The organism is Tardiphaga alba (assembly GCF_018279705.1).
Lineage (GTDB): Bacteria > Pseudomonadota > Alphaproteobacteria > Rhizobiales > Xanthobacteraceae > Tardiphaga > Tardiphaga alba.
In genome coordinates this window covers 5,087,830-5,103,749 of the sequence record NZ_CP036498.1, presented here as the reverse complement: position 1 = coordinate 5,103,749, position 15,920 = coordinate 5,087,830, and the positions used below count along the sequence as shown (strand labels likewise).

Genomic DNA, 15,920 nt, shown 5'->3' with positions numbered 1-15,920 from the left:
TGTGGCCACGATTCAGGAAAAGCACGATGAAGCTCGAGATCAAGAAGATCGGTAATTCCGACGGCCTGTTGTTGCCCAAGGAATTGATGCAGCGGCTCGACCTCCAAAGAGGTCAAGAGCTGTATGTGACGGAATTGGCGGGTGGCGGCTTGCAGCTCATGCCGTATGACCCGGACTTTGAACGGACAATGGAAGCCGCCGACGAGGTCATGGACAAATACAAGGACACGCTCGCGGCTCTGGCAAAGTGACAGGAGGCGACAATGAGCGAGGCGAACGAGCCGCGCTGGATTACGTACGAACAAGCGATTGCCATCCATAGCCGACAGCTTCGTCGGTTTGGTGGCGCGCCCGGCTTGCGCGATGAAGGCATGTTGCAGTCAGCGCTCGATCGCCCGATCAACAAATGGCGCTATGAGCAATCGGAATTACCCGAGCTTGCCGCGGCTTATGCTTACGGGCTTACGAAGAACCATGCCTTCATCGACGGCAATAAGCGCATCGCCTTTATGTCGATGACGATCTTTCTGATGAAGAACGACATCGCGTTCTCGCCTGATCCCGCTGAAGCGACGACGATCATTCTTTCGCTCGCCGCCGGCGAAGTGAGCGAGCAATCTCTCACCCGCTGGATCCGCGATAACTGGCCTGCATAGTGCGCTGCACCATTTAAAGGCATGCTTTGCTCTCAAGCAGACATTGCTGTCCATATTCAATTACGCTAATTCCGTGGCAATAGATCATAATACTGCGGGAGACTGGAATGGCTGATCATAGCGAAGTTGCCTACACCACGGCGGATGGCAACGATTACCCGGCGCATGAGCAGACCTATGAAGGTTTCCTGGTGCTTGTGAAATGGGGCACCATCTCGGTCGTCGCTATCGTGGCGCTGATGGGCATTTTTCTGACCTGATCCCACCGTTCGCCGCAGCGCCGCGGCTCCATCCCTGACCTGATTGCCCACGCGCGGACGAGCTCCGCCGGAGGACCCATGAAGATTGCCGTTGCCAAGGAAATCGATCCGCTCGAACCGCGCGTCGCGGTCTCGCCGGACACGATCAAGAAGTTCAAGACGCTTGGTGCCGAAGTGGCGATCGAGCCGGGTGCGGGCATCAAGTCGGGCATGCCGGACTCCGAATACACCGCCGTTGGCGCGACTATCTCGGCCGATGCGGTCAAGGATGCCGACATCGTCATCAAGGTGAAGCGTCCGGAAGCTTCGGAGCTCGCGAATTACAAGCGCGGTGCGCTGGTGATCGCGATCATGGATCCCTATGGCAATGAAGCCGCGCTGAAGACCATCGCCGATGCCGGCGTGTCGGCCTTCGCCATGGAGTTGATGCCGCGCATCACCCGCGCGCAGGTGATGGACGTGCTGTCGTCGCAGGCCAATCTCGCCGGTTATCGTGCGGTGATCGAGGCCGCCGAATATTTCGGCCGCGCCTTCCCGATGATGATGACCGCAGCGGGCACCATTCCGGCCGCTAAGGTGTTCGTGATGGGCGTCGGCGTTGCCGGCCTGCAGGCCATCGCCACCGCGCGCCGTCTCGGCGCTGTCGTGACTGCGACCGACGTGCGCCCGGCCACCAAGGAGCAGGTGGAGAGCCTCGGTGCGAAATTCCTGGCTGTTGAGGACGACGAGTTCAAGAACGCCCAGACTGCTGGCGGCTACGCCAAGGAAATGTCGAAAGAGTATCAGGCCAAGCAGGCCGCACTCACCGCCGAGCATATCAAGAAGCAGGACATCATCATCACCACCGCGTTGATCCCTGGCCGCCCGGCGCCGCGTCTGGTCACGGCTGACATGGTTGCGTCGATGAAGCCCGGTTCGGTCCTGGTCGATCTTGCCGTCGAGCGCGGTGGCAATGTGGAAGGCGCGAAGCCCGGCGAAGTCGCAGATATCAACGGCATCAAGATTGTCGGCTTCACCAATGTCGCCGGCCGCGTCGCAGCTTCCGCCTCCAGCCTCTATGCGCGAAACCTGTTCTCCTTCATCGAGACGCTGGTGAACAAGGAGACCAAGGCGCTCGCGGTGAACTGGGACGACGAGTTGGTGAAGGCCACGGCGCTCACCAAGGATGGTGCCGTCATCCATCCGAACTTCCAGCCGAAGACTGCCTAAGGAGAGCCGCCATGGATCATGCTTCGCTGGTTTCCCCGTTCGTTTTTCAGCTCTCCATTTTCGTGCTCGCGGTGTTCGTCGGCTATTTCGTGGTGTGGTCGGTGACCCCCGCGCTGCATACGCCGCTGATGTCGGTGACCAATGCGATCTCGTCGGTGATCGTGGTCGGCGCTCTGCTCGCGGTTGGTGTCAAGCTGGCCGGCAGCGGTGGCGTGCTCGCCCGCGGTTTCGGCTTCGTGGCGCTGATTTTTGCCTGCGTGAATATCTTTGGCGGCTTCCTGGTCACCCAGCGCATGCTCGCAATGTACAAGAAGAAGTCCAAGTGATTGGCGCTCACCTCAAGGTGACGAAAGTGATGGGGTCCTGAGATGAACGCCAATCTGTCTGCACTGCTTTACTTGGTCGCCGGCGTGCTCTTCATCATGTCGTTGCGCGGCCTGTCGAGCCCGGCTTCGAGCCGCCAGGGCAATTTCTTCGGTATGGTCGGCATGGCCATCGCCGTCGGCACCACCCTGGCCGCGCATCCGCCGGCCGATGCGCTCGGCTGGATCCTGGTCATCCTCGGCATCGCCATCGGTGGCGGCATCGGTGCCGTCATCGCCAAGCGCGTGCCGATGACCTCGATGCCCGAACTGGTCGCCGCCTTCCACTCGCTGGTCGGCATGGCCGCGGTGCTGGTCGCCGCTGGCGCCTTCTACGCGCCCGAAGCCTTCGGCATTCTCGATCCGGCGACGAACAAGATCGTTTCGGCGAGCCTCGTCGAAATGTCGCTCGGCGTTGCCATCGGCGCGCTGACCTTCACCGGCTCGGTGATCGCCTTCGCAAAGCTCTCGGGCCGCATGAGCGGTGCGCCGATCATCCTGCCGGCACGCCACATCATCAATATCGTGCTCGGCCTTGCGCTGGTGTTCTTCATCTATGGTCTGGTGAAGTCCGGCTCGGCCGTTGATTTCTGGGTCATCACCATTCTGGCGCTGCTGCTCGGCGCCCTGCTGATCATCCCGATCGGCGGCGCCGACATGCCGGTCGTGATCTCGATGCTGAACTCCTATTCCGGCTGGGCCGCCGCCGGCATCGGCTTCACGCTGGGCAATTCGGCGCTGATCATCACCGGCGCGCTGGTTGGCTCATCCGGTGCGATCCTGTCCTACATCATGTGCCACGCGATGAACCGCTCCTTCATCTCGGTCATCCTCGGCGGCTTCGGTGGCGAGAGTGCCGCGGCCGGCGGTGGTTCGGGCGAGCAGAAGCCTGCCAAGCTCGGCTCGGCGGATGATGCGGCCTTCATCATGAAGAACGCGCAGAAGGTCATCATCGTGCCTGGCTACGGCATGGCGGTGGCGCAGGCCCAGCACGCGCTGCGCGAAATGGCGGATACGTTGAAGAAGGAAGGCGTCGAGGTGAAATACGCCATTCATCCGGTCGCTGGCCGCATGCCGGGCCATATGAACGTGCTGCTCGCCGAAGCGAATGTGCCTTACGATGAGGTGTTCGAACTCGAGGACATCAATTCGGAATTTGCCCAGGCCGACATCGCCTTCGTCATCGGCGCGAACGACGTCACCAATCCGGCGGCGGAAGAGGACAAGACCTCGCCGATCTATGGCATGCCGGTCCTGCAGGTCTGGAAGGCCGGCACCGTGATGTTCATCAAGCGCTCGCTGGCCTCGGGCTATGCCGGCATCGACAACCCGCTGTTCTATCGCGACAACACCATGATGCTGCTGGGTGACGCGAAGAAGGTGACGGAGAACATCGTCAAGGCGATGTAATCGATCCGTCCCTCATCCTGAGGAGCCGCGCAGCGGCGTCTCGAAGGATGGATACTGAGTGTCGACAGCTCATGGTTCGAGACGCGTGCCAAGCGGCACGCTCCTCACCATGAGGGCCGAGTGAAGAAACGAAAAATGCCCGGCTCATCGCCGGGCATTTTTGTTTGAGGCTTGTACGAGCCTTACGCCGGCACGCGGTGCAGGGCGCAGATCTTGTTGCCATCGGGGTCGCGCAGGTAAGCGAGATACATCTTCACGCCGCCTTCGCGGATGCCCGGCGGTTCTTCGCAGGTGGTGCCGCCAGCTGCGATGCCGGCTGCGTGCCAGGCGTCGGCTTCTTCCTGCGACTTGGCAAGGAAGCCGATGGTACCGCCATTGGCAGCGGTGGCTGGCTTGCCGTCGATCGGCTTCGACACCGAGAACGTGCCGGTCTTGGTGCGGTAGAAAATGCGGTGGCGATCAACCACGGCGGGCTCGACGCCCAGCGTACCCAGCAGCTTGTCGTAGAACGCCTTTGCCTTTTCCAGGTCATTGGTGCCGATCATGACGTGCGAAAACATCTCGTTTGCTCCCTTTGTTCTTTTTCGAGCTCACCACACGGTGATGCCGGACTATACGCATTGCGTGGGATGATTGGCGAGTGGGGTCAGCTTGACGCAGCCCTGCAACCTGACATCGGGGCGGGCATTGTCATATGTTGCCCCTCCGGTTTCTCGAATCCTTCAGGTCATTGCTCGATGTCTGCACACCCCGTGCCCCGCTCGTCATGGTTGTTTCCGGCATCGGCCGTTGCATTTGTCGCTGTTACTGCAGCATTGGGGATCGGCTTTACACCGTCGGTGTCCGGTATCCTGTTTTCGGTGGTCCTGCTGGCGATCCTGTTCGGTACGGTCTTCGCCGCCGTCCACCATGCCGAGGTGATCGCCCACAAGATCGGCGAGCCCTATGGCACGCTGCTGCTGACATTGTCGGTCATCATCATCGAGGTCGCCGTCATTGCCACCATCATGATCGGTGAAAAATCGGCGCCCACACTGGCCCGCGACACCGTCTTCGCGGTGGTCATGATCGTCTGCAACGGCATGGTCGGCCTTTGCATCCTCGCTGGTGGTCTCCGCTACAGCGAGCAGGAATTTCAGGTCTCGGGCGCCAAGATCTATCTCAGCGTGCTGATCGTGCTCTCCACAATGACGCTGATCTTGCCGAACTACACGCTGACCACGCCCGGTCCGTTGTTCTCGGCGCTGCAGCTGGCCTTTGTCAGCGTCATCACGATGATCCTGTACGGTCTGTTTCTCTACACGCAGACCGTGCTGCATCGGGATTACTTCATCAACGACGACGAGGATGATGACGGGGCACCGCCGACCCATTCCATCAAGATGAACGCCATTCTGCTGATCGTTGCATTGGTCAGCGTGGTGGCGCTCGCCAAGTCTTTCTCGGTCGTCGTGGATGCTGGCGGTGCTGCGATCGGTGCGCCCGCAGCCTTTACCGGCATCGTTGTGGCTCTGCTGGTCCTGATGCCTGAAGGCGTCGCGGCTTTCTCCGCGGCCCGCCACAACAAGCTGCAGAAGAGCATCAATCTGTCATTGGGATCGGCGCTGGCGACCATCAGCCTCACTATTCCTGCTGTCGCTCTGGTTGCGACGCTGCTCGGTCAGCCATTGGTGCTGGGCCTACCGCCGAGCGAGACCACACTGTTGGTGATGACATTCGCCATCAGCATGCTGACATTCGCCACGGGCGTGACGAATATCCTGTTCGGCATGGTGCACATGCTGGTGTTTGCTGTATTCCTGCTGACGGTTTTCGCACCGTAATCAAGGAAGCTTCCGATGCTCGCTGCCCAGTCCGACGTCCAGCAGGACACGCCCGAAGTTCGCGTCACCGAGTGGCGTCTCGCGCCGGGCGCGGCCACGGGCCACCATACGCATGGCATGGACTATGTGATCGTGCCGGTGACCACCAGCGCCATGACCATTGTCGCGCCGGACGGCAGCCGTTCGATCTCGAATATCGTTGCCGGCAAGTCCTACTTCCGCAAAGCCGGCGTCGAGCATGACGTGCTGAACGAGACCGACAAGGAAATCGTCTTCCTCGAAGTCGAGATCAAGCAGAAGTAAGCTGAAGGGGCCGGAAATTGTCTCCGGGCGGCCCGACCGGATGTCCGGAGACGATCCGAAACATTCCCGCTCCCCGAGCGGGAACTTGCCTTTGATCCGTCGCGATTGATCCCTGAATCAGCCTCAAATTTCCAGCATGTAGCAGCCGGGGAATGAGGCCGGGTTCATGTTGAAGAAGTATCTTTCGAAATTCACGATCGACATTTTGCCGTCGATCATGGCGACGGTGGTCGGCGCCTATATCGTCAATGTCTACATTATCCCGAAAACCCGGGAGGACCGGCCGCCGGCGCCCGCCGCCGCGAGCGTGCCGGCCCCGGACAAGGCTGTAGCCAAGCCGGCTGAGGCAGCTGCCGCTGCGGTGGATGCTCCCGAGCCTGCACCGACCACCACAAAGAAGGCCACTGAAAAGCCGGTCGAGAAGGCTGCCACCGACAAGTCCGACAAGGCTGACGCGAACAAGGCCGTCGAAGCGCGCCGCCATGCGCCTGCGCGTGAAAAGGCGGCTGCCAAACCCGAATCTGCCAAATCTGAATCTGCAAAGGCCGAGCCGGCGAAGTCTGAAGCACCGGCGCCTGTGCTTGCCACCGTCGGTACAGCCCCGTCCGGCGATGCCAATGATCTCGCCCGCGCCGCCATCGAACGCCTGAGCCGTGGCGAGAAGGTCGAGACGCCCCGCGCGCCGGAGCCTCGGATGCCCGAGCGCACAGCGGCCGCCCAGCCGCCGGTGGCGCCTGCAGTACAACCGGCTCAGCAGGCCCAGCCGATGCAGCAATTGCCGCCGCCGATCGTGGTGTCGAATCCGAGCGTTGAAGATGCCGTGCCAGCGCTTCAATCGCGTGGCCCGCGTCCGCCGGGTGAGGTGCCGGTTCCGATGCGTGAAATGCAGGCCGATGCGGGGAACGTGGCGGTCGTACCAATGTCGTCGAGGACGTGCTCAGCGGTGCGAAGTCGATGTTCGACAAAGTGATCCCGCGGTCGTTCGAGCGGTAAGCTTCTTAGTCGCGCTATCCCGTTCGTCCGCCATTCCGCGTCACGCCATCGCGTGCGGGCTGGTCGTTCGGTCGTAGCAGCATGGCGCGGCTGAAGGAGTCAGCGGCCTTCTCGCGATTTCCGAGCTTCTCATAGGCGGCACCACGCGCCATCCAGACCTGCGCATTGCCAGGTGCGACGCTTGATGCCTCGTCGAGATCGGCGGCCGCTTCCTGATTCTTGCCGAGTGCGAGATAGCAGTGTGCACGCCCGAGCAGCGGATCAGCCTGCTGAGGCGTCAGGCCATTGGCTGACGTGAAATCGGCAATCGCGAATTCATACTTCTTTTCGGACTGGTACAGCATGCCACGCTGGTAAAATGCCTGCGCGCTGTAGGGATCCAGGTCGATCGCGGTGTTGAGGGCGACGAGCGCTTCTGCACTTTGGCCGGACTGCGCCAAGCTCGCACCGCGCGCGGCCTGCACTTTGGCTTCCTGCGGGTCGGTCTTTGCGGACAGCCCGCGCGTGGCCGGCGCCGCTGCGGCCGTCGTTTTCGGTTCTTCCTTGTCGCCCGGTCCCAAAGATCCCAGGTTGAACGAGCATCCGCCGGCGCATAACCCCGTGATCAGCAAGGCGGTCGCTAAGGCGCTGCGCTTGCCAATGCAGGATCGTGATTTGCGGAGCGGGTAGTCCATGCAGGGCAAATCTCACGCGGCGATTGATCTGATATTGGTACCCTGCCGGAATCGAAATTGCACCCGGTCAAAGCAGCGCGCTTTAGAACACGTTTGCAAAAAAATAACGCGGGCCGAAGCCCGCGTTATCGAAATCAAATATCGGTCTGCTTAGCGGGCCGGGCGCGGAGCGCCAGCACCTGCGCCGCCAGCACCCGGACGTGCACCACGGTCGCCGCCGGGGCCGGCGCCGAACACCGGCTTCGGCTTCATCGGCAGCAAGCCTTCGCGCTGCAGCTTCTTGCGGGCGAGCTTGCGTGCGCGACGCACGGCTTCAGCCTTTTCACGGGCCTTCTTCTCAGACGGCTTCTCGTAGTGACCGCGGAGCTTCATCTCGCGGAAAATGCCCTCGCGCTGCATCTTCTTCTTCAGCGCCTTGAGAGCCTGGTCAACATTGTTATCGCGAACGAGAACCTGCACGCGGCATCCTCTTCATCATACGGATCAGAATTTCGGGTAAGAAAAGAGCCGACAGAGGCCAAGCTCTTAACCTGTAAGGGCGCTCATCTAACAGATGAAATGGTGAATGTCCACCACGCCCAAAAGCTCATTGTGTGATTTTCCGCGGAAAATCGAGGATTTCTCACCAAGACGCCTCGGGTTCCCGGGCCGTTCAGGCGGCAAAATGGGTGCCAGAGAGGCTCAAACCTCCGGTTTGACCTCGACCACATGGCCCATCTTGCGGCCCGGACGGGGCGAGCCCTTGCCGTAGAGATGCACCGTGGCGCCGGGGACAGTCAGCCACTTCGGATAATCGAGGATGTCGTCGCCGATCAGGTTGGTCATGGTGACCTGGCCGAGGCGCACGGGCTTGCCGAGCGGCCAGCCGGCAATGGCGCGGATATGCTGCTCGAATTGCGAGACCGAGGCGCCGTCCAGCGTCCAGTGGCCGGAATTGTGCACGCGCGGGGCGATCTCGTTGACCACGAGCGACGCCCCATCCTTGCCCGGCACGACGAACAGTTCGACCGCGAAGGTACCGACATAGCCGAGCGCCGTGCCGATCTTCTCGGCAATCTCGCGCGCCTTGGCAGCGAGCGCATCGGGAATACGGGCAGGGGCGTAGGAGAATTTCAGGATGTGATCGCGATGCTCGTTTTCGGTGACGTCGAAACATTCGACGCTGCCGTCGGTACCGCGCGCCGCAATCACGGAGACTTCGCGCTCGAACGGCACGAAAGCTTCGAGGATTGCCTCTTTGGTGCCGAGATCGTCCCAGACCTGATCGAGATCATCGCCCGGGCGGATCATTGCCTGGCCCTTGCCATCATAGCCGAAGCGTCGGGTTTTGATGACCGCGGGCAGGCCGAGTTTCTCGACGGCGTCGCGGAGCTCTCCAACACTGGAGACGCTGGCATAGCCGGCAGTGCCGATGCCCAACGAGGTCACGAAATCCTTCTCGACCAGGCGATCCTGCGTGGTCTTCAGGATGCTTTGCGCCGGCAGCACTGGACGGCGCGCATCAAGGATGAGCGCCGTGGCTGCGGGCACGTTCTCGAATTCGTAGGTGATGACGTCGCAATCATTGGCGAACAGTTCGAGCGCCTCGACATCGGCATATTCGGCGCAAGTCGCGTTTTGCACGACATCGAACGCCGGCGAATCCGGATCGGGCGAAAACACCTGGCACTTCAGGCCAAGCCGCGCTGCTGCCAGCGCCAGCATACGACCAAGCTGGCCGCCGCCGAGAATCCCGATGGTGTCGCCGGGCTTCAGCACCTTCATTGCTGGTGCCATTACTTGATGCTTTCCGGCTTTTCGGCCACGGCGTCGGTCTGCGCCTGACGCCAAGCCTTGAGGCGGGTTGCAAGGGCTGGGTCGTGAAGCGCCAGCACCGAAGCTGCAAGCAAGGCAGCGTTGATCGCGCCGGGCTTGCCGATCGCCAGCGTGCCGACAGGAATACCGCCGGGCATCTGGACGATAGAATAAAGAGAATCGACGCCGGAGAGTGCCTTCGACTCGACAGGCACGCCGAACACCGGCAGCTCCGTCAGCGCAGCCGCCATGCCCGGCAGGTGGGCAGCGCCGCCGGCACCGGCGATGATGACCTGAAACCCAGCCGCCTTGGCCCCCTTGGCAAACGAAACCAGCCGGTCGGGGGTGCGATGGGCCGAAACAATGCGCGCGTCATGGGCGATACCCAGGGCCGTCAGGGTATCGACGGCGTGGCGCATGGTTTCCCAGTCGGACTGGCTTCCCATAATAATGGCGACGGGCGCGGACATTCCGGTATTTTCTTTCGCGAATCCAAGAGGATAGCTGGAAATACAAGCGTCGCCCCCTGCCGGGCAGGGAGCGTTCAAGAACAATCTCGTCTTTGAAGACGGGACAGCCTTGTAACAAATCCGATGCAAAAGAAAACCCGATGCGAAGGCGACGAAAGCGCGGATTTTACGCGGCCTGGGTGCCTGACGCCGCGGTAGCCCGGTAACCGCCTCGCGGCATCTATGTTGCGGAAGACTTCCGCAGCGCGAGCGTCACCCCGCCAAGGGTGAGCGCCATGGCGGTTACCTCGCGCAGTCCCAGCGGTTCCCCGAGCACGACCGCCGCGCCAATCACCCCCAGGATGGGAACAACCAAAGTCCCCATAGCCGCCGTCGAGGGCGGTAGACGGCGGAGAGTGGCGAACCAGGTGAGGTAGCAGATGCCCATCGGGCCGAGGGTCATATAGATCAGCGCGCTCCACCCGGTCGGAGTGAGGGCGGCGATATCGGGTTTCTCGAAGATCAGTCCGAGAATGACCATAGGGAAACAGCCAAGCCCGACTTGCCATGCCGCCAACGCAATGGGCGCGACCGGCAAGGGCGATCGCATCAATACGCTGCCCAGTGCGAATAAGGTTGCTGAGCCCATCGTGAGAGCGATTCCGAGCAGCTTATCTTGCGTCAGAGCAAAGCCGTGCTCGCCCATCAGCACCACGATGCCGGCAATGCCGAGCACCAGCGCGATGACGTCGCGCAATCCCGGACGGTGACCGAGAATGGGCCATGCGAAAAGCGTAGCCCAAATGGGCATTGTGTAGACGAGCAGTGCGCCTTCGCCGATGCTGAGCATTTTCAGTGCGACAGTGGCAAAGCCCATCCATGCGAAAACATTCGTGAAGGACGCGAACAGCAGCCGCGGGATTGCATGCCGCGGGACGCGTAGTTTTTCGCCGTAGCCGATCGCAATGCCGGCCAGAATAATCCCGGCTGCGGTGCCGGCAACGCCACGCGCAAACAGCGGTGGCCAGTCGCGTAGCAAGATCTTGATGATTGGCCAGTTCATAGCCCAACCGGTGGCGGTGACACCGAGGCAGATGAAACCGATCAGGCGTGCATGAGGGGGCGTGGGAGTCGGCATGGCCGTTTGTTCTAGTCCGCGGCCCGGGAAATGGCCCATGACTACGCCGCAGCGCGACGCGTTGTCTCAGGCAATAATGTCGGGGGTAATCTGATCCGAGATGTGAGACATGCGGTCGCGCAACTGAAGCTTGCGCTTCTTCAGGCGCTGTAGACGGAGCAGGTCGGGTGCAGGCGAATGCTGCAGCGCCTCGATGGCGGCATCGAGGTCGCGATGTTCTTGCTGCAATCGGGCCAATTCGGCGGGGAGTTCGCGATCTTCGTCGTCGTTCATGGTGTTAGCTGACTTGGCGCTGACTTTAGCCTGCCACTCATTGGCGAGTTTCTCAGTGGACTATCGCCGGTGTGCGTGCACCGCGCAAGCCAGATGGTTCCGGGAATTTTGCACAGCACCCGGTTACGATTCGTTTTTCACGATACGCGGAGCATGGCGGTACAATTTTCAAGACCCATCGACAGATGTCCACTGTCATGTAGACTTCATCGTCCAACCGAATCCAAAACTAGGTCCCACCTACCGAGGAGTTTTCGAATGGCACTTCAGGCGCATCTCGTTGAACTTGAACGCAAGCACAAGGTTCTCGAAAGCGAATTGCACGACGCGCTCGTCCACCTTTCCACTGACGACCTCAGGATCGTGGAACTCAAGCGTCGCAAACTGATGGTGAAAGACGAAATCGAACGTCTTAGGCAAGCCAGCGATACACTTCACTAGCCCGTCCAGAATCAATTCTGCTGAAATCAAGATTCTCCTGACGTAACGCCTCACCCCATGACGTTCGCAGGATCGCGTGCCGGTATCGCGAATTCGAGATGCTTGCACGCTGCCGCCCTTGCGACGAAGCGATCAGACAAGACGGTTGGACCTGATTGCTTCGCCTGCAAGTGCGTTTGCAGACGATCGTTGATCCCCGGTGACTTTTATCTCGAGATTCCTGAGGCCTCCGCGACATAGTCCGCGATGGCGAGCGATGACGTCAGGCCGGGCGACTCGATTCCAAACAGGTTGATCAATCCCGGCACGCCGTGAACCTGCGGCCCCTGAATCATGAAATCCTGGGTCGCGACGGCGGGTGGAACGATCTTCGGCCGCATGCCGGAATAGCTAGGCATCAGCGCGCCATCCGGCAGTGCGGGCCAATAGCGCCGTATCGCCGGATAGAAGCGCTCGCCGCGCGCTGGATCCACTTCGTAGTCGACATGATCGACCCATTCGACATCGGGCCCGAAACGGGCCTGTCCGCCGAGATCCAGCGTCAGATGCACGCCGAGGCCGCCGGGCTCCGGCACCGGATAGATCAGGCGTGAGAATGGCGCCTTCGTATTGCAGCTGAAATAGCACCCCTTGGCCAGATAGGCCGGTGGGATCAGGTCAAGCGGCATGCCTTCGAGCAGGCGTGCGACCATGGTCGCGGACAGGCCCGCGGAATTGATCAGCATATCGCAGCCGAGTGTCATCGGCGCTTCGCCACCGACTTCGATCTCGAAACCATCAGCAGTCACGCGCCCGCGTTCCAGTGGTGCGAGAAATGCGAAAGCGGCACCGGCGGCTTCTGCCTCACCGCGCATTGACAGCATATAGCTATGGCTGTCGATGATGCCGGTGGATGGCGATAGCAATGCGGCTTCACAGGCGAGTGCGGGCTCGAGCGCGCGGGCCTCGTCGCCTGACAGAACCTGCATATCGCCGACGCCGTTGGCTTCCGCATGGGCCTTGATCGAGGCCAGTTTGTCGATCTCTTCAGGCCGGGTGGCCACGATCAGCTTGCCGCAATTGCTATGTGGAATGCCGCGGCTGCGGCAGTAGTCATAGAGCTTCTGTTTTCCGCTTACGCAGAGACGCGCCATCAGGCTGCCGGCGGGGTAGTAAATCCCTGCATGGATCACCTCGCTGTTGCGCGACGAGGTGACGGTGCCGATCGCATCGGCCGCTTCGAGCACGATAACCTCTCGCCCGGCCTCGGCAAGCCGACGCGCGATGGCCAGACCCACGACGCCGGCGCCTACGACGACGCACTCAACCTTGTCCATGTGTTCCGCCCGATCTTAGTAAAATATTAAACATGTCAGCGGATTACCGCGCGTTTTTTGCGTCGTGTCAGATTGTCGGCAGATGCATTTACCTGATCAAAATACCTGCAATTGAACACTCCCACCTGCGAATACGCGGGTGAACAATGACTGGCAAGATAGGCCGAGCGAGCGAGAAGGCGACAAGATGCGCCATCGCTGTCGCATGTCTGATCGCCACCGTGACCTCGGCGCATGCCGCGGATGGGCAGGCCGGTGACCTCGTGACTTTCGACCCTTATTTTGCTTTGCATGTCGTTATGGGCGGGCTGGTGGCAGGTGCTTTCACCACGGCCATCGTCTTCTGGGTGGCGTCAGCGCTTCGCAATGTGCGGCATGAGCAGCAACGGCGCAATGAATTCGTCGGCTCGGCGCTCAATCATCTCGGTCAGGGCATCGTGATGCTCGACGCGCAGCGCCGTGTGGTGTTCTGCAACGATCGCTATCTCGAAATTTACAAGCTGACGCGTGCCGAAATCACGGCGGGCATTACGGGAGCCGACCTGCGCGAATTGCGACGTCAGCGCGGGACGGTCGATATGAGCCCGAATTGCTATTACGAGAAGGCGATGTCGTCCGAAGGCTACATTGCAGAATTGCCGGGCGGTCAATCTATCCACGTCAAGTTCAATCGCCTGCCCAATGGCGGCTGGATCGGGATTCACGAGGATTGCACCAATCAGCTTTTCCTGCAGCGTGAGCTCGCGACGACCAAGCAGTTTCTCGAATCCGTTCTCGATAACGTCCCTGTGTGTGTCGCCGCCAAGACCATCGATGATGGGCGCTATATCTTTGCCAATCGTGCATTCGAGAAATTCTCGCGCTTTACCCGCGAAGAGATTGTCGGCAAGCGTGCCGACCAGATCTACACTCCGACGACCGCACGGGCGATTGCCGAGGCGGATGCGCGTGCGGTGGCATCGCAGGGGCAGTCGCGCAGCGAGATTGTTGTGCAGCGCGGGTCGGAAATCCGGACGATCGACAGCAATCGGGTGATTGCATTCAACGAGCGCAATGAGCCTGCCTTCCTGATCGCCCTGTTCGAAGACATCACCGAACGGGAGTCGCTGTCGAAGGAAGTCGAGAATGCCCGGCAATTCCTGCAAACGGTGCTGGATAACATTCCCGTCTCGCTGATGGTGCAGCAGATCTCGACCGGCCGCTATCTGTTTGCCAATCGCGGGGCCGAGGTCATTCTCGGCCGTCGCCGCGAAGATGCGATCGGCAAGACCGTGCAGGAAATGCTGCGACCGGAAGAAGCCAAGCTGATCGTTACGCGCGACCAGGCGGCGATCAAGAGCCGAACCCCGATTGCCGAAGAACACCCGATATCGACGCGCGACGGCCTGCGTCTGTTCCTGACGCGCCGTGTCACGGTGCTCGATCCCGCGGGTGAGCCGCAATATCTGATCAAGACCCACGAAGATGTCACCGATCGTCGGCAGACCGAGGCGCGGATGGCGCATATGGCCTATCACGATGGCCTGACAGATCTTCCCAATCGACCTGCCTTCCTGCAGGCGCTCACCCAGATGATCGATGCCTGTACCGATGCATCCGAAGAGTTTGCGGTGCTGTCGATTGATCTCGACGGCCTCAAGGAAATCAACGACGTATTCGGTCATGCCGTCGGCGACAAGTTGCTGATGGATGTCTCACGCCGGATCGAGGGGGCCGTCGGTGGCGGTGTCGTCTCGCGTCTCGGCGGCGATGAATTCGGTGTCATCATCGACGGGAAGCAGCCGGAAGCTGGCCTTGCCATTGCGGAACGGATTGCCGCATCGCTGTCGGACGAATTTCCGATCGATGGCAAATCGGTGCGGATCGGCGTCACCACCGGCATCTCGCTTTTCCCCCGCGACGGGCGCGATGCTGCGTCGCTATTGGCCAACTCCGGTGCGGCGCTGTTTCGTGCCAAGTCGCGTTCGCGCGGATCGATCAGCGTGTTCGAGCCCGAGATGGACCGGCAGTTGCGCGACCGCCGCGTGCTGCATCAGGATCTCTCCACGGCAATCCGCAATGGCGAATTGTCGCTGCACTACCAGCCACAAGCACGCGCCAGCGAGAATGTGCTGGATGCCGACGTCACCGGCTTCGAGGCGCTGGCGCGTTGGATTCACCCGACCCGCGGTTTCGTTTCGCCCGGCGATTTCATCCCGCTCGCGGAAGAGAGCGGCCTGATTGTTGAAATGGGCGAGTGGATCCTTCGTCAGGCCTGTCGCGAGGCGGCCTCGTGGCCGGTGCCCCTGCAGATTGCGGTCAACCTGTCGCCAGCTCAGTTCATGCATGGCGATCTCGTGAATCTCGTGCATTCGATTCTGATCGAGACCGGCCTGGCGCCGGGTCGGCTGGAACTTGAAATCACCGAGGGCGTGTTGATCGAGGATTTCGATCGCGGTGTCGCCCTGCTGAGGCGCTTGAAGGCGCTCGGCGTGCGTATCTCGATGGACGATTTCGGATCAGGCTATTCGTCGCTGACCTATCTGCAATCCTTCCCGTTCGACAAGATCAAGATCGACCGTGCTTTCGTCATCAATCTCGGCCTTAACCCGCAATCCGCGGCGATTGTCAGGGCGGTGATCGGCCTTGGTCACGGTCTCGACGTATCGATCGTCGCCGAAGGCGTCGAGACGCATGAGCAATTGTGCTTCTTGGCCAGCGAAGGCTGCGACGGTGTGCAAGGCTACTTCATCGGTCGCCCCGCGCCGATTGCACAATATGCTGCGCTGGTTGGTCGCGTGAGCTCGGTTGCAACCGCCCGCAAGGTCGGCTGACATACT

Annotated in this window: 19 protein-coding genes; 11 read left to right on the top strand and 8 right to left on the bottom strand. The window is 61.0% G+C overall.

The annotated features are described in order from the left end of the window. Positions 1–26: 26 nt before the first annotated feature. The 6 genes from RPMA_RS24435 to RPMA_RS24410 all read left to right on the top strand — a co-directional run bounded on the left by RPMA_RS24435 (position 27) and on the right by RPMA_RS24410 (position 3,897). Positions 27–251 carry an AbrB/MazE/SpoVT family DNA-binding domain-containing protein gene (locus tag RPMA_RS24435; RefSeq protein WP_211910242.1) on the top strand — a complete coding sequence of 75 codons (225 nt, stop codon included), beginning with the start codon at positions 27–29 and terminating at the stop codon, positions 249–251. A gap of 12 nt (positions 252–263) precedes the next feature. Continuing rightward, positions 264–656: a type II toxin-antitoxin system death-on-curing family toxin gene (locus RPMA_RS24430; RefSeq protein ID WP_211910241.1), complete on the top strand. Its 393-nt coding sequence runs from the start codon at positions 264–266 to the stop codon at positions 654–656. Between the two features lie 107 nt (positions 657–763). Beyond that, positions 764–916 carry an aa3-type cytochrome c oxidase subunit IV gene (locus RPMA_RS24425; protein WP_211910240.1) on the top strand — a complete coding sequence of 51 codons (153 nt, stop codon included), beginning with the start codon at positions 764–766 and terminating at the stop codon, positions 914–916. Between the two features lie 78 nt (positions 917–994). Continuing rightward, entirely contained in the window at positions 995–2,125 is a 1,131-nt protein-coding gene (locus RPMA_RS24420) for a Re/Si-specific NAD(P)(+) transhydrogenase subunit alpha (RefSeq protein ID WP_211910239.1), read from the top strand. A gap of 11 nt (positions 2,126–2,136) precedes the next feature. Beyond that, positions 2,137–2,451: a proton-translocating transhydrogenase family protein gene (locus tag RPMA_RS24415; protein WP_092145745.1), complete on the top strand. Its 315-nt coding sequence runs from the start codon at positions 2,137–2,139 to the stop codon at positions 2,449–2,451. 42 nt (positions 2,452–2,493) lie between these two features. Next, positions 2,494–3,897 carry an NAD(P)(+) transhydrogenase (Re/Si-specific) subunit beta gene (locus RPMA_RS24410; protein ID WP_211910238.1) on the top strand — a complete coding sequence of 468 codons (1,404 nt, stop codon included), beginning with the start codon at positions 2,494–2,496 and terminating at the stop codon, positions 3,895–3,897. 182 nt (positions 3,898–4,079) lie between these two features. Here RPMA_RS24410 and RPMA_RS24405 read toward each other — a convergent pair whose 3' ends face one another. Then, on the bottom strand, positions 4,080–4,457 hold the full coding sequence (locus RPMA_RS24405) for a VOC family protein (protein ID WP_211910237.1): 378 nt from the start codon (positions 4,455–4,457) through the stop codon (positions 4,080–4,082). Between the two features lie 177 nt (positions 4,458–4,634). On the opposite strand from RPMA_RS24405, the gene RPMA_RS24400 reads away from it, so the two are divergent. From RPMA_RS24400 to RPMA_RS24390, 3 genes are all read left to right on the top strand, one after another. After that, the gene (locus RPMA_RS24400; RefSeq protein ID WP_211910236.1) at positions 4,635–5,720 is read left to right on the top strand and encodes a calcium:proton antiporter; all 1,086 of its coding nucleotides are present in this window, start codon (positions 4,635–4,637) and stop codon (positions 5,718–5,720) included. A gap of 15 nt (positions 5,721–5,735) precedes the next feature. Further along, positions 5,736–6,023, top strand: a complete 288-nt coding sequence (locus tag RPMA_RS24395) for a cupin domain-containing protein (protein ID WP_211910235.1) — start codon at positions 5,736–5,738, stop codon at positions 6,021–6,023. Between the two features lie 166 nt (positions 6,024–6,189). Then, on the top strand, positions 6,190–6,993 hold the full coding sequence (locus RPMA_RS24390) for a hypothetical protein (RefSeq protein ID WP_211910234.1): 804 nt from the start codon (positions 6,190–6,192) through the stop codon (positions 6,991–6,993). A gap of 37 nt (positions 6,994–7,030) precedes the next feature. Here the strand turns inward: RPMA_RS24390 and RPMA_RS24385 are convergent, their stop codons facing one another. The 6 genes from RPMA_RS24385 to RPMA_RS24360 form a co-directional block, all read right to left on the bottom strand. Then, entirely contained in the window at positions 7,031–7,690 is a 660-nt protein-coding gene (locus RPMA_RS24385) for a tetratricopeptide repeat protein (RefSeq protein WP_211910233.1), read from the bottom strand. Between the two features lie 150 nt (positions 7,691–7,840). Then, on the bottom strand, positions 7,841–8,149 hold the full coding sequence (gene rpsU / locus RPMA_RS24380) for a 30S ribosomal protein S21 (RefSeq protein WP_211910232.1): 309 nt from the start codon (positions 8,147–8,149) through the stop codon (positions 7,841–7,843). Between the two features lie 222 nt (positions 8,150–8,371). Next, positions 8,372–9,466 (bottom strand): 5-(carboxyamino)imidazole ribonucleotide synthase, encoded by a 1,095-nt coding sequence (locus tag RPMA_RS24375; RefSeq protein ID WP_211910231.1) that lies wholly within the window; start codon positions 9,464–9,466, stop codon positions 8,372–8,374. After that, positions 9,466–9,954, bottom strand: a complete 489-nt coding sequence (gene purE, locus RPMA_RS24370) for a 5-(carboxyamino)imidazole ribonucleotide mutase (RefSeq protein ID WP_211910230.1) — start codon at positions 9,952–9,954, stop codon at positions 9,466–9,468. Before purE ends, RPMA_RS24375 begins: the two co-directional genes overlap by 1 nt. 220 nt (positions 9,955–10,174) lie before the next feature. After that, positions 10,175–11,071 (bottom strand): DMT family transporter, encoded by an 897-nt coding sequence (locus RPMA_RS24365; RefSeq protein ID WP_211910229.1) that lies wholly within the window; start codon positions 11,069–11,071, stop codon positions 10,175–10,177. Positions 11,072–11,137: 66 nt separating this feature from the next. Next, positions 11,138–11,344, bottom strand: a complete 207-nt coding sequence (locus RPMA_RS24360; protein ID WP_211910228.1) for a YdcH family protein — start codon at positions 11,342–11,344, stop codon at positions 11,138–11,140. Between the two features lie 258 nt (positions 11,345–11,602). Between RPMA_RS24360 and RPMA_RS24355 the strand changes: the two genes are divergently transcribed. Continuing rightward, entirely contained in the window at positions 11,603–11,785 is a 183-nt protein-coding gene (locus RPMA_RS24355) for a YdcH family protein (protein ID WP_211910227.1), read from the top strand. Positions 11,786–11,991: 206 nt separating this feature from the next. On the opposite strand, the gene RPMA_RS24350 is transcribed toward RPMA_RS24355, so the two are convergent. Beyond that, on the bottom strand, positions 11,992–13,101 hold the full coding sequence (locus RPMA_RS24350; protein WP_211910226.1) for an NAD(P)/FAD-dependent oxidoreductase: 1,110 nt from the start codon (positions 13,099–13,101) through the stop codon (positions 11,992–11,994). Between the two features lie 146 nt (positions 13,102–13,247). Between RPMA_RS24350 and RPMA_RS24345 the strand changes: the two genes are divergently transcribed. Next, positions 13,248–15,914, top strand: a complete 2,667-nt coding sequence (locus tag RPMA_RS24345; RefSeq protein ID WP_211910225.1) for a sensor domain-containing protein — start codon at positions 13,248–13,250, stop codon at positions 15,912–15,914. Positions 15,915–15,920: the final 6 nt, after the last annotated feature.

Bases quoted from the DNA above. Each gene is read 5' to 3' on its own strand.
- RPMA_RS24435 (WP_211910242.1), top strand. From the start codon at position 27: ATGAAGCTCGAGATCAAGAAGATCGGTAATTCCGACGGCCTGTTGTTG.
- RPMA_RS24430 (WP_211910241.1), top strand. From the start codon at position 264: ATGAGCGAGGCGAACGAGCCGCGCTGGATTACGTACGAACAAGCGATT.
- RPMA_RS24425 (WP_211910240.1), top strand. From the start codon at position 764: ATGGCTGATCATAGCGAAGTTGCCTACACCACGGCGGATGGCAACGAT.
- RPMA_RS24420 (WP_211910239.1), top strand. From the start codon at position 995: ATGAAGATTGCCGTTGCCAAGGAAATCGATCCGCTCGAACCGCGCGTC.
- RPMA_RS24415 (WP_092145745.1), top strand. From the start codon at position 2,137: ATGGATCATGCTTCGCTGGTTTCCCCGTTCGTTTTTCAGCTCTCCATT.
- RPMA_RS24410 (WP_211910238.1), top strand. From the start codon at position 2,494: ATGAACGCCAATCTGTCTGCACTGCTTTACTTGGTCGCCGGCGTGCTC.
- RPMA_RS24405 (WP_211910237.1), bottom strand. From the start codon at position 4,457: ATGTTTTCGCACGTCATGATCGGCACCAATGACCTGGAAAAGGCAAAG.
- RPMA_RS24400 (WP_211910236.1), top strand. From the start codon at position 4,635: ATGTCTGCACACCCCGTGCCCCGCTCGTCATGGTTGTTTCCGGCATCG.
- RPMA_RS24395 (WP_211910235.1), top strand. From the start codon at position 5,736: ATGCTCGCTGCCCAGTCCGACGTCCAGCAGGACACGCCCGAAGTTCGC.
- RPMA_RS24390 (WP_211910234.1), top strand. From the start codon at position 6,190: ATGTTGAAGAAGTATCTTTCGAAATTCACGATCGACATTTTGCCGTCG.
- RPMA_RS24385 (WP_211910233.1), bottom strand. From the start codon at position 7,690: ATGGACTACCCGCTCCGCAAATCACGATCCTGCATTGGCAAGCGCAGC.
- RPMA_RS24375 (WP_211910231.1), bottom strand. From the start codon at position 9,466: ATGGCACCAGCAATGAAGGTGCTGAAGCCCGGCGACACCATCGGGATT.
- purE (WP_211910230.1), bottom strand. From the start codon at position 9,954: ATGTCCGCGCCCGTCGCCATTATTATGGGAAGCCAGTCCGACTGGGAA.
- RPMA_RS24365 (WP_211910229.1), bottom strand. From the start codon at position 11,071: ATGCCGACTCCCACGCCCCCTCATGCACGCCTGATCGGTTTCATCTGC.
- RPMA_RS24360 (WP_211910228.1), bottom strand. From the start codon at position 11,344: ATGAACGACGACGAAGATCGCGAACTCCCCGCCGAATTGGCCCGATTG.
- RPMA_RS24355 (WP_211910227.1), top strand. From the start codon at position 11,603: ATGGCACTTCAGGCGCATCTCGTTGAACTTGAACGCAAGCACAAGGTT.
- RPMA_RS24350 (WP_211910226.1), bottom strand. From the start codon at position 13,101: ATGGACAAGGTTGAGTGCGTCGTCGTAGGCGCCGGCGTCGTGGGTCTG.
- RPMA_RS24345 (WP_211910225.1), top strand. From the start codon at position 13,248: ATGACTGGCAAGATAGGCCGAGCGAGCGAGAAGGCGACAAGATGCGCC.